Below are 12,170 nucleotides of genomic sequence, written 5' to 3'. Positions count from 1 at the left end.
GCACCGTCGCGGCGTTCGACGACGTGCACACGATGCCGCCGTGCCGGCCGACGAAGCCCTTGATGGCCGCCGACGAGTTCATGTACGTCACCGGCACGACGGGCAGCAGACCCTCGGCATCCGGCGTGTCGAGCGGGCCGAGCACGTCGGCGAGCTGCTCCCAGCAGTCCTCGACCTGATCGATGTCGGCCATGTCGGCCATCGAGCAGCCCGCCGCGAGGTTCGGCAGGATGACCGCCTGGTCAGGGCCGGAGAGCAGATCGGCGGTCTCCGCCATGAAGTGCACGCCGCAGAAGACGATCGCCTCCGCGTCGGGGTGCTCGAGCGCGGCGTTCGCGAGCTGGAACGAGTCGCCGACGTAGTCGGCGTGGCGGACGACCTCCTCGCGCTGGTAGAAGTGGCCGAGCACGACGACGCGGTCGCCGAGGGCCTGCTTGGCGGCGCGGATGCGCGCGTCGAGCTCGTCCTCGTCCGCCTCGCGGTAGGCGGCCGGCAGCTCGCCCTGGCGTGGGGCGCCCACCGGGATGACGTCGCCCATCGACGACCCGGGGCCGTACCCGGGACGCACGTCGAAGTCCCAGGGCCCGGCCGCGAGGTCGGTGCTGCATGTCGGGTCGAGCGAGGCGCCGGCGACGATCGCCTGCAGGGCGTGATCGACGGAGGGATCGATGGTGCGGAGGAGGGTCAAGAGAGGACCGCCTTCTGGTCGCTATGACATTTACTGCCAGCGAACAGATTAGGTCGATATGACCAGAAGTGCAATCACGTGTCGGCGGCGCATCGACGGGCGCGCGTTCAGGCGTGCGCGACGTAGCGATACAGGCGCGCGGGGCGGTGCTTGCCAGTGCGGAACGACTCGGTGGGCACGAGCTCGTCCGAGCCCTCCAGCAGGCGACGGAAGTTCGACGGATCGAGGCGCTGCCCGAGCACGGCCTCGTAGACCTCGCGCAGCTCGGTGAGGGTGAACTCGTCCGGCAGCAGACCCGCAGCGATGCGGCTGTACGCAACCTTGTTGCGCAGGCGCCACAGCGCATACTCCGCGATGCGGTTGTGATCGAAGGCGAGCGGCGGCAGAGCGTCGACGTCGAACCACTCGACGTTCTCCGGCGCCCCCGCCTGCGCGCGCTGCGCGTCGACGAGATCGGAGCGCAGCAGCGCCCAGTAGACGATCGAGATGGTGCGGGAGGGGGAGCGGTCGACGTCGCCGAAAGTGTACAGCTGCTCGAGGTAGCTCGGTTGCAGGGCGGTCGTCTCGGCGAGGGTGCGGGATGCCGCGGCATCCAGGTCCTCCGCCGGATCGAGCCACCCGCCGGGCAGCGCCCACGATCCGAGGTGCGGGTCGCGGGTGCGGCGCACGAGCGGCAGCATGAGACGCTCGCCCTCGTCGGCGCTGCGCAGCGAGAAGATGACCGTCGACACCGCGACGCCGATCGCGTCCCTGTCGCCGGTCGTGCCTCTCACATCGACGAGCCTAGACGGTATGCTGAGAGGCCTAATCGAACACAGGCCGCATGATCCGTGCGGGAGAGCCCGATGAACACGGTCGGGCACCGAAGGAGCAAGCCTCCCCGCCAATCTCTCAGGTACCCCTACCGCCCCGGTCCGGCCGCTCTGAAAAGCGATGCTCACGCATCCGCCGACGGTGAAAGCCCTCGTTCATCAGCTCCTCGAGCCGGTGGCGATGGCGAAGCTCTCAGGCCCGATGACAGAGGGGGAGTTCCGAGGATGCCGACGACGTCGTCCTACCCGATCCTGACCGGGAGAACTCCGTGACCGAACCCCGCTATACCCCGCTGCGCGAACGCCATGAGGCGCTCGGCGCGTCCTTCACCGACTTCGGCGGCTGGCAGATGCCCGTCCGCTACACGTCCGACCTGGCCGAGCATCGCGCCGTCCGCGAGGCCGCCGGGGTCTTCGACATTTCGCACATGGCCGAGTTCCTGGTCGACGGCCCTGCGGCCGGCGACTACCTCGACTACTGCCTGGCCGGCCGGCTCTCGGCCATGGCCGTCGGCAAGGCGAAGTACTCGCTGCTGCTCGCCGAGGACGGCGGCATCATCGACGACGTCATCGTCTACCGGATGGGCGAGCAGCGCTTCCTCATCATCTCCAACGCCGGCAACCGGGATGTCGTGCGCGAGGCGCTCGCGGCACGCGTCGAGTCCGCCGCCGGAGCGCACGCTGTGACGGTGGAGGACGTCTCGGACGACTACGCGCTGATCGCCGTGCAGGGGCCGGCGTCCGAGCAGATCCTCACGGAGGTCGCCGGCATCGATGAGATCAGCGTCCCCTGGGCGGAGCAGAAGTACTACTCCTGGGCGAGTGCGACCTTCGCGGGCAAGCCGCTGCTGCTGGCCCGCACCGGGTACACCGGCGAGGACGGCTTCGAGCTGCTCGTCGCAGCCGCAGACGCCGCAGAACTCTGGGACGCCGTGCTCGCCGCCGGCGAATCGCACGGCCTGGTGCCGGCCGGTCTCGCCGCTCGGGACACGCTGCGCCTGGAGGCGGGCATGCCGCTGTACGGCCACGAGCTCTCCCGCGAGATCAGGCCCGCGCAGGCGGGCCTCGGCCGCGTCGTCGTCGCCGACAAGGAGAGCTTCGTCGGCAAGGACGCGGTGGCTGCGCCCGCCGACGCCCGCGTGCTCGTCGGACTCACCGCCGAAGGTCGTCGTGCGGGCCGGGCGGGCTATCCCGTCGTGCTCGAGGACGGCACGGTCGTCGGCGAGATCACCAGCGGCGCTCTCAGCCCCACGCTGGGCCACCCGATCGCGATGGCCCACGTCGACCCGGCGCACGCCGAAGACGGAGCCGAGCTGTTCCTCGACGTCCGGGGGACGAAGATCCCCGCCACCCGCACCGCCCTGCCTTTCTACCGGAGGAAGAAATGACCGATCTCACCACCCTCAAGTACAGCGAAGAGCACGAGTGGGTCGCCCTCGACGGCGCCACCGCGACGATCGGCATCACCGACTTCGCCGCTGACGCGCTCGGCGACATCGTGTTCGTCGAGCTGCCCGAGGTCGGCGCCGAGCTGACCCGCGGCGACGTGTTCGGCGAGGCCGAGTCGACCAAGTCGGTCTCCGAGCTCTACGCCCCGGTCACCGGGACGGTCGTCGAGATCAACGACGCCGTCGTCGACGACCCCGCTCTGCTGAACTCCGCGCCCTTCGGCGACGCGTGGCTGATCAAGGTCGAGGTCGCCGACGGCGCCCTCGACGGACTGCTCGACCGCGACGCATACGTGACGCACACGGAGGCGTGAGAGTGACCTCATTCGCTGATCGCCACATCGGCATCACCACCGAGGCGCGCGAGCGGATGCTCGCCGCCCTCGGGCTCTCCCCGGCCGGATCCGCGGAGGACCCGACCGCGGAGGAGCCCATCGAGGCGCTCATGCGCCAGGCGGTGCCGGCATCCATCTTCACCGGCCCTGCGACGAGCGCGGGAGCCCCGCAGAGCAGCATCCCGGCCGCAGCCAGCGAGGCCGAGGCGCTCGCCGAGCTGCGCGCCCTCGCGAACCGCAACACGGTCAACCGCCCGATGATCGGTCTGGGCTACTACGGCACGCTCACCCCCTCGGTCATCCAGCGCAACGTGCTCGAGAACCCTTCCTGGTACACCGCGTACACGCCCTACCAGCCCGAGATCTCGCAGGGGCGGCTCGAAGCGCTGATCAACTTCCAGACGATGGTCGCCGATCTGACCGGGCTCTCGACCGCGAACGCGTCGATGCTCGACGAGTCGACCGCCGTCGCCGAGGGCATGCTGCTGGCGCGGCGCGCGTCGAAGTCGAAGTCGAACGTCTTCGTCGTCGACGCCGACGCCCTTCCGCAGACGAAGGCGCTGCTGCGCACGCGGGCGGATGCCGTGGGCATCGAGCTCGTCGAACGCGATCTCGCCGGCGGCGAGCAGCTTCCCGACGAGCTCTTCGGTGTGCTCGTGCAGTACCCCGGCGCCTCGGGTCGCGTGTGGGACCCCCGCGCGGTGATCGACGCCGCGCACCTGGCCAAGGGCATCGTGGTCGCCGCGGCCGATCTGCTGGCTCTCACGCTGCTGCGCTCGCCGGGGTCGCTCGGCGCAGACGTGAGCGTGGGCACCACGCAGCGCTTCGGCGTGCCGATGGGCTTCGGCGGCCCGCACGCCGGATACATGGCCGTGCGCGCCGGTCTGGAGCGCCAGCTGCCCGGCCGTCTCGTCGGCGTCTCGGTCGACGCGGTCGGCTACCCGGCCTACCGCCTCTCCCTGCAGACGCGCGAGCAGCACATCCGCCGCGAGAAGGCCACCTCGAACATCTGCACCGCTCAGGTGCTGCTGGCCGTGATGGCCTCGATGTACGCGGTCTACCACGGCCCTGACGGCCTGCGGGCGATCGCGGCAGAGGTCGCGGGGAAGGCTGCCGTGCTGCGTGACTGGCTCGTCGAGGCCGGCGCCGAGGTCGTGCACGACGCGTTCTTCGACACGATCACCGTGCGGGTTCCCGGCGCTGCCGAGACCGTGGTGACGAACGCGCACGCCGACGGCATCCTGCTGCGGCTGGTGGATGCCGACACCGTCGGCATCTCGGTCGACGAGACCACGACGTTCACCGATCTGCACCGCGTCGCCGTGCTGTTCGGCGGCAAGCAGGAGCGGGTCTTCGGCTTCTTCGGATCCGGGTCGGCGGGCGCTCTGCCCGAGGCGCTGCTGCGCGAGGACGAGTACCTCACGCACCCGGTCTTCCACGCGCACCGCTCCGAGACGGCCATGATGCGCTACCTCAAGCAGCTCGCCGACCGCGACTACGCGCTGGACCGCGGCATGATCCCGCTCGGCTCGTGCACGATGAAGCTCAACGCGGCGACCGAGATGGCGGCCATCACCTGGCCGGAGTTCGCCCAGCTGCACCCCTTCGCCCCGGCCGAGGACGTCGAGGGGTCGCTCGCGATGATCGACCAGCTCGAGGCGTGGCTCGCCGAGGTCACCGGGTACGACGCGGTGTCGCTGCAGCCGAACGCCGGCTCGCAGGGTGAGCTCGCGGGCCTGCTGGCGATCCGCGGCTACCACCTCGCGAACGGCGACACGCACCGCGATGTGTGCCTCATCCCCAGCTCGGCGCACGGCACGAACGCCGCATCCGCCGTGCTCGCGGGCATGAAGGTCGTCGTCGTGGCGACCGACGAGCTCGGCAACGTCGATCTCGACGACCTGCGCGCGAAGATCGCCCAGCACTCCGACGCGCTGTCCGCGCTGATGATCACCTACCCGTCCACGCACGGCGTGTACGAGCAGCAGGTGGTCGACATCACCTCCGCGGTGCACGATGCGGGGGGCCAGGTGTACGTCGACGGCGCCAACCTGAATGCGCTGCTCGGCTACGCGCGCTTCGGCGACCTCGGCGGCGACGTGTCGCACCTCAACCTGCACAAGACCTTCGCGATCCCGCACGGCGGCGGCGGGCCCGGCATCGGCCCGGTGGCGGCCAAGGCGCACCTCGCCCCGTACCTGCCCGGCCACCCGCAGGCGCAGAAGAGCGAGCACGCCGGCGGTTACGTGTTCGACGGCGGTCCGGTCTCGGGTGCTCCGTACGGATCGGCCGGCGTCCTGCCGATCTCGTGGGCGTACGTGCGGATGATGGGTGCCGAGGGTCTGCGCAGCGCGACCGCAGCGGCCGTGCTGTCGGCGAACTACATCGCTCACCGGCTGCGCGATCACTACCCGGTGCTGTACACGGGCGAGAACGACCGGGTCGCGCACGAGTGCATCCTCGACCTGCGACCGCTGAAGGAGGCGACCGGCATCACGGTCGACGACGTCGCGAAGCGCCTGATCGACTACGGCTTCCACGCGCCCACGATGTCGTTCCCCGTCGCCGGCACGCTGATGGTCGAGCCGACCGAGTCGGAGGACCTCGCCGAGGTCGATCGCTTCATCGACGCGATGATCCGGATCAAGGCCGAGGCGGATGCCGTGGCCGCGGGCACCTGGCCCGCCGACGACAACCCGCTGGTGAACGCTCCGCACACCGCCGCATCCCTCATCGCGGGGGAGTGGCAGCACGCATACTCGCGTGAGGTGGCCGCGTACCCGGTGCACGCGCTGATCGCGGCGAAGTACTGGCCGCCGGTGCGGCGCATCGATCAGGCGTACGGCGACCGCAACCTCGTGTGCGCCTGCCCGCCGATCGAGGCATTCGCCTGAATCATCCGGGCATCCGGGCCACCCCTCGTCGCGACAGCGATGAGGGGTGGTTTCGGTTAAGGCTGGATAACAGTTGCCCGGGCGTGCTGGTGGCCTCGTCGGCGGGACCTAGGATCGGAGGTGAGCGCGTTCGAGGCCGAGCGCGCGCTTGTCCCGGTCCACAGGAGGACACTGTGAAGCACAACAAGATCACCCTCGCGGGCATTGCGCTGCTCGCGGCGAGTGCCATGGCACTCTCCGGCTGCGCAAGCAGCGGCGATTCGCCCGACGCAGACAAGGGCTCGTCGAGCGCTGATGCGTCCGCGATCATCAAGGTCAACGGCTCTGAACCTCAGAACCCGCTGATCCCGACCAACACCAACGAGACCGGTGGTGGCAAGATCCTCGACGCCATCTTCGCCGGACTCATCGGCTACGCGGCCGACGGCGCGGTGTTCAACGACGTCGCCGAGGAGATCACGGTCGACGACCCGCAGAACCTCACCGTGAAGATCCGCAAGGGTCTGAAGTTCACCGACGGTGAAGAGGTCACCGCCGACAACTTCATCAAGGCGTGGAACTACGGCGCGCTGGCGTCGAACGAGCAGCTCTCCAGCTACTTCTTCGAGGACATCGAGGGCTTCAGCTACGACGAGGACTCCGAGCTGACCGGTCTGAAGCAGGTCGACGACCACACCTTCACGATCAAGCTCAACAAGCCTGCGTCGGACTTCGCGCAGCGCCTCGGCTACTCGGCCTACTTCCCGCTCCCCGACGCCGCGTTCGAGGACATGGAGGCGTTCGGCGAGAACCCGATCGGCAACGGCCCGTACATGCTCGACGGTGAGGGAGCCTGGCAGCACGACGTGGGCATCGACCTCGTCGTCAACCCCGACTACGACGGCCCGCGCAAGGCGGCCAACGGCGGTCTGAACATCGTGTTCTACGCCTCGCAGGACAGCGCGTACGCCGATCTGCTGGGTGACCAGCTCGACGTGCTCGACGCGATCCCCGACTCGGCCTTCGGCAACTACGAGTCCGACCTGGGCGACCGCGCGGTCAACCAGCCGGCTGCCATCTTCCAGTCGTTCACCATCCCGGAGCGCCTCGAGCACTTCAGCGGCGAAGAGGGCAACCTGCGTCGCCAGGCCATCTCGATGGCGATCAACCGCAAGGAGATCACCGACGTGATCTTCCAGGGCACCCGCACCCCGGCCAGCGACTTCACCTCGCCGGTCATCGACGGCTGGACCGACTCGCTCGAGGGCTCCGAGGTCCTCGACTTCAACGAGGAGAAGGCCAAGGAGCTGTGGGCCGAGGCTGACAAGATCAGCCCGTGGAGCGGCACGTTCCAGATCGCGTACAACGCCGACGGCGGCCACCAGGCCTGGGTCGACGCGACCACCAACTCGATCAAGAACACGCTGGGCATCGACGCGTCGGGTGCTCCGTACCCCACGTTCGCAGAGCTGCGCGGCAAGGTCACCGACCGCACCATCGAGACCGCGTTCCGCACCGGATGGCAGGCCGACTACCCCGGTCTGTACAACTTCCTCGGACCGCTGTACGCCACCAACGCCGGATCCAACGACGGTGACTACTCGAGCGCCGAGTTCGACAAGCTGCTGTCCGAGGGCATCTCGGAGACCGACCCCAAGGCGGCGAACGAGCTGTACCAGCAGGCGCAGGAGGTCCTTCTGAAGGACCTGCCCGTCGTGCCCCTGTGGTACTCGAACGTCGTCGGCGGCTACGGCAAGAACGTCGACAACGTGAAGTTCGGCTGGAACTCCGTGCCGCTCTTCTCGGAAATCGAGAAGAAGGCGGAGTAACCCTTCGCGACGAGGCGGTGGTGCACCACACCACCGCCTCGTTCTCTTTGCCCTCGAGGCGCGTGATCCGCGCCTCGCACCCGAAGGGAGGTAGAGGATGGCCGTTTACATCCTCAAGCGGATCCTGCAGGCGATTCCGGTGTTCTTCGGAGCGACCCTGCTGATCTATTTCATGGTCTTCGCCATGCCGGGCGACCCGATCGCCGGTCTGTTCGGAGACAAGCAGCCGAACCCTGCTCTGCTCGAGCGTCTTCGCGCCGAGTACCACCTCGACGAGCCGTTCCTCGTGCAGTACGGCTACTACATCGCGGGGATCTTCCGGCTCGACTTCGGCACGAGCTTCTCCGGCCAGCCGGTCGCAGACGTCCTCGCCCGCACGTTCCCCGTCACGCTGCGTCTCGCCGTGATGGCCGTGGGCATCGCCTTCGTGCTGGCCATCATCATCGGCCTGTTCTCGGCGCTCGGCAAGGGCGGCATCTTCGACAACTCGATGCTCGTGCTCGCGCTGATCTTCATCGCCGTGCCGATCTTCGTGCTCTCGTTCCTGGCGCAGTACTTCCTCGCCATCCAACTCGGGTGGTTCAGACCCACCGTCGGAGCGAACAACGACTGGGGCGATCTCTGGCTGCCGGCCTGGGTGCTCGGCTTCAGCGTCTACGCGACCAGCATGCGGCTCACGCGCGCGTCCACGATCGACACGCTCGGCCAGGACTGGGTGCGCACGGCGTACAGCAAGGGACTGTCGCGAGGACGCGTCATTCCCGTGCACGTGCTGCGCAACTCGCTCATCCCGATGGTCACGGACCTCGGCACCGTGTTCGGTGTGCTGATGGTCGGTGCGACCGTCACGGAGGGCATCTTCAACGTCCCCGGCGTCGGCAACACCCTGTATCAGGCGATCATCCGAGGGGAGAACCCCACGGTCGTGTCGTTCGTGACGGTGTTCGTCGTCGTGTATGTGCTCATCAACCTCGTCGTGGATCTCATCTACGGCCTGCTCGACCCGAGGATCCGCTATGTCACGACCTGACCTCGACCGCGGCCACTTCGTCGCACCGGCCGACACCACGTCGGTTCCCGTCGACGTCGTGCGCATCGACGCCAAGCCCAGCAACCTGTGGCTGGACGCCTGGCGCGACCTGCGTCGGCGTCCGCTGTTCTGGATCTCCGCGGCGTTCGTCCTGCTGGTGATCATCGTCGCCCTCGCGCCGACCCTGTTCACCCAGGTCGCCCCGAACTCGGGGTGCCAGCTCGCGGACAGCAACAAGGGCCCCGCCGACGGGCATCCGCTCGGCTTCACCCGTCAGGGATGCGACATCTACGCGCGCACGATCTGGGGAACCCGCACCTCGCTCATCGTCGGCGTGCTGGCCACCCTGATCAGCACCATCGTCGGCGTCGTCATGGGCGCGCTGGCCGGCTTCTACGGCGGCTGGCTGGACTTGGTGCTCTCGCGCATCGGCGACATCTTCTTCACCATCCCCTACATCATCGCGGGCATCGTCGTCATGTCGGTGCTGCCGGATCGCAACGAGCTCGTGCTGGCATTCGCGATCGGCGGTTTCGCCTGGGCATCGACCGCGCGCATCATGCGCGCCGAGGTGCTGCGCGTGAAGCAGGCCGACTTCGTGATGGGGGCCGAGTCGATCGGCATGTCGAGGTTCAAGACGCTGCTGGTGCACGTGCTGCCCAACGCGATGGCTCCCGTCATCGTCGTCGCCACGCTGTCGCTCGCCGGCGCGATCGTCGCCGAGGCCACCCTGTCGTTCCTGGGCGTCGGTCTGGGCAGCGGCACCATGTCGTGGGGTCTGGACATCAGCCAGGCTCAGACCAACATCCGCACGGCGCCGATGGCGCTGTTCTGGCCGTCGCTCGCCCTGACCCTCACCGTGCTGGCGTTCGTCACGCTCGGTGAGCTGCTGCGCGACGCCGTCGACCCGAAGGCGAGGGCTCAGCGATGACCGAACCTCTGCTCAGAGTGCGCGACCTGCGCGTCGCGTTCCGCAGCGGCAAGAAGACCCGCGAAGTGCTGCACGGTGTGAGCTTCGACATGATGGCCGGCGAGACGCTGGCGATCGTGGGGGAGTCCGGGTCGGGCAAGTCGACGACGGCATCCGCGATCATCGGCCTGCTGCCCGGCACCGGGCACGTCACCGCCGGCAGCATCACTCTCGACGGACGCGAGCTGACCACCGCGAAGCGGGCTGAGCTCGAGCACATCCGCGGACGTGACATCGGATATGTGCCGCAGGACCCGATGTCGAACCTCAACCCGGTGTGGTCGGTCGGCTTCCAGGTCAAGGAGGCCGTGCGCGCCAACGGGCTGGCGCAAGGACGCCAGGAGGTGCACGACCGCGCCGTCGAGGTGCTGCAGCAGGCGGGCCTCAGCGACGCCGCACGTCGGATGCACCAGTTCCCCCACCAGTTCTCGGGCGGGATGCGACAGCGCGCGCTGATCGGGATCGGCCTCGCGGCCGACCCGCAGCTGCTGATCGCCGACGAGCCGACCAGCGCGCTGGACGTGACGGTGCAGCGGGTGATCCTCGATCACCTGGCGAGCCTGACCAGCGAGCGCGGCACGTCGGTGCTGCTGATCACCCATGACCTCGGTCTGGCCGGTGAGCGCGCCGACCGCATCATCGTGATGAACCAGGGTGAGATCGTCGAGGCCGGCCCCAGCGTCGAGATCCTCTCGCGGCCGCAGCACCCGTACACGCAGCGGCTGGTGGCCGCCGCGCCCAGCCTCGCCTCGAAGCGGATCGGCGTGGTCACCACCCGCGAGGAGCCGAAGGCGCAGACGGCTCCGGCCGTGGTGGAGGTGCGCGACCTCGTCAAGCAGTACTCCATCCGCAGCGGCGGACTGCGCAGCGAGAAGTTCCTCGCCGTCGACGGCGTCTCGTTCTCGATCCCCCGGGGCAAGACGCTCGCGCTCGTGGGCGAGTCGGGGTCGGGCAAGTCGACGGTGGCGAAGATGCTGCTGCAGCTCGAGAAGCCCACCGACGGCGAGATTCTCATCGACGGCGAGGCGACCAGCGCCATGTCGCGCGCAGACGTGTTCAGACTGCGTCGGCGCATGCAGCCGGTGTTCCAGGATCCGTACGGATCCCTCGACCCGCTGCGCAGCATCGGCAGCCTCATCAGCGAGCCGCTGCACGTGCACGGCATCGGCACGCGCGACGAGCAGCACAAGCGCTCTCTCGAGCTGCTCGACCAGGTCTCGCTGCCCCGCGAGCTGGCGGAGCGGTACCCGAACGAGCTGTCCGGTGGTCAGCGTCAGCGCGTCGCGATCGCTCGCGCGCTGGCTCTCAAACCCGACATCGTCGTGCTCGACGAGGCCGTCTCGGCGCTCGACGTGCTCGTGCAGGACCAGATCCTGCACCTGCTCTCGGATCTGCAGAACGAGCTCGGTCTGACCTACCTGTTCATCACGCACGACCTCGCGGTCGTGCGGGTGGCAGCCGATCTCGTCTGCGTCATGGAGAAGGGCAGGATCGTCGAGCAGGGCACGGTGGACTCCATCTTCACCGACCCGCAGGAGGAGTACACGCGTCGTCTGCTCGACGCGATCCCCGGCGCCTCGCTGCCGCTCGGCGGCGGTCTGTGACGCCCGAGCAATCCGCGACACCAGCCGGCGCCGCCTCTCTCCGCAACAGGGGAGGGGTGGCGCTGCTGGTGATCTGCGCGGCGCTCTCGGCGGTGCTGCTCGTCGACGCCGCGGTCCGAGCCGACATCGGCACCGCGCTGCTGCTCGGCCCGTGGCCGCTGCTGATGCTGTGGAGCATCTACGTCATCGGCGTCGCCTCGCGCGTGCGCCCACAGCGCGACGGCGTGTTCGTGCAGAACCTGCTGCGCACGATCTTCGTGCCCTGGGCGCGGGTGCAGCAGATCCGGATGCGCTGGCAGATCGAGATCGCCCTCGACGACGGCTCGCAGATCACCTGCTTCGGCGGTCCCGCCACGCGCCGACCGCAGCGGCTCGGACCCGGGCGCACCAAAGAGGATGCGAACGAGCGCGCCGATGACGCTGTCGCGGCGCTGCGCAAGGCGAAGGCGGGCGCGACGCCGGTCACCCCGGTGCCGCCCGTGCGGCGCGGCTGGGACATCCCGTCCCTCGCCGCGTTGCTCGTGATCGTCGCCTGGGCCGTGGCGGCTGTGCTGATCACCCGCGGCTGAGGCGCGGCCTGC

Annotated in this window: 10 protein-coding genes and 1 riboswitch; of the genes, 8 read left to right on the top strand and 2 right to left on the bottom strand. The window is 68.9% G+C overall.

Features of this window, described 5'->3' with window-relative positions; translation table 11 throughout:
- Both nadA and BFN01_RS14260 read right to left on the bottom strand, forming a co-directional pair.
- A partial coding sequence (gene nadA, locus BFN01_RS14265) for a quinolinate synthase NadA (protein ID WP_177243887.1) occupies positions 1–688 on the bottom strand: 688 nt, incomplete at its 3' end.
- Positions 689–795: 107 nt separating this feature from the next.
- The gene (locus BFN01_RS14260) at positions 796–1,461 is read right to left on the bottom strand and encodes an NUDIX domain-containing protein (RefSeq protein ID WP_371261043.1); all 666 of its coding nucleotides are present in this window, start codon (positions 1,459–1,461) and stop codon (positions 796–798) included.
- A gap of 50 nt (positions 1,462–1,511) precedes the next feature.
- Positions 1,512–1,605, top strand: a riboswitch (glycine riboswitch).
- A 164-nt stretch (positions 1,606–1,769) separates the two neighbouring features.
- On the opposite strand from BFN01_RS14260, the gene gcvT reads away from it, so the two are divergent.
- From gcvT to BFN01_RS14220, 8 genes are all read left to right on the top strand, one after another.
- Positions 1,770–2,888 (top strand): glycine cleavage system aminomethyltransferase GcvT, encoded by a 1,119-nt coding sequence (gcvT, locus tag BFN01_RS14255; protein ID WP_071644992.1) that lies wholly within the window; start codon positions 1,770–1,772, stop codon positions 2,886–2,888.
- Entirely contained in the window at positions 2,885–3,262 is a 378-nt protein-coding gene (gene gcvH, locus BFN01_RS14250) for a glycine cleavage system protein GcvH (RefSeq protein WP_071644991.1), read from the top strand. Before gcvT ends, gcvH begins: the two co-directional genes overlap by 4 nt.
- Before the next feature lie 56 nt (positions 3,263–3,318).
- Entirely contained in the window at positions 3,319–6,177 is a 2,859-nt protein-coding gene (gene gcvP / locus BFN01_RS14245) for an aminomethyl-transferring glycine dehydrogenase (protein WP_371261044.1), read from the top strand.
- Positions 6,178–6,350: 173 nt separating this feature from the next.
- On the top strand, positions 6,351–7,985 hold the full coding sequence (locus BFN01_RS14240) for an ABC transporter substrate-binding protein (protein ID WP_071644990.1): 1,635 nt from the start codon (positions 6,351–6,353) through the stop codon (positions 7,983–7,985).
- 97 nt (positions 7,986–8,082) lie between these two features.
- Positions 8,083–9,015: an ABC transporter permease gene (locus BFN01_RS14235; protein WP_071644989.1), complete on the top strand. Its 933-nt coding sequence runs from the start codon at positions 8,083–8,085 to the stop codon at positions 9,013–9,015.
- A complete protein-coding gene (locus BFN01_RS14230) occupies positions 9,002–9,946 on the top strand; it encodes an ABC transporter permease (protein ID WP_071644988.1) in 945 nt (314 codons plus the stop codon). The genes BFN01_RS14235 and BFN01_RS14230 overlap by 14 nt, the downstream gene beginning before the upstream one ends.
- The gene (locus BFN01_RS14225) at positions 9,943–11,589 is read left to right on the top strand and encodes an ABC transporter ATP-binding protein (RefSeq protein WP_071644987.1); all 1,647 of its coding nucleotides are present in this window, start codon (positions 9,943–9,945) and stop codon (positions 11,587–11,589) included. The genes BFN01_RS14230 and BFN01_RS14225 overlap by 4 nt, the downstream gene beginning before the upstream one ends.
- The gene (locus BFN01_RS14220) at positions 11,586–12,158 is read left to right on the top strand and encodes a PH domain-containing protein (RefSeq protein ID WP_143187262.1); all 573 of its coding nucleotides are present in this window, start codon (positions 11,586–11,588) and stop codon (positions 12,156–12,158) included. The genes BFN01_RS14225 and BFN01_RS14220 overlap by 4 nt, the downstream gene beginning before the upstream one ends.
- Positions 12,159–12,170 lie beyond the last annotated feature (12 nt).

Source organism: Microbacterium sp. AR7-10 (assembly GCF_001878835.1).
Lineage (GTDB): Bacteria > Actinomycetota > Actinomycetes > Actinomycetales > Microbacteriaceae > Microbacterium > Microbacterium commune.
This window is presented reverse-complemented; position numbering and strand designations above follow the sequence as displayed.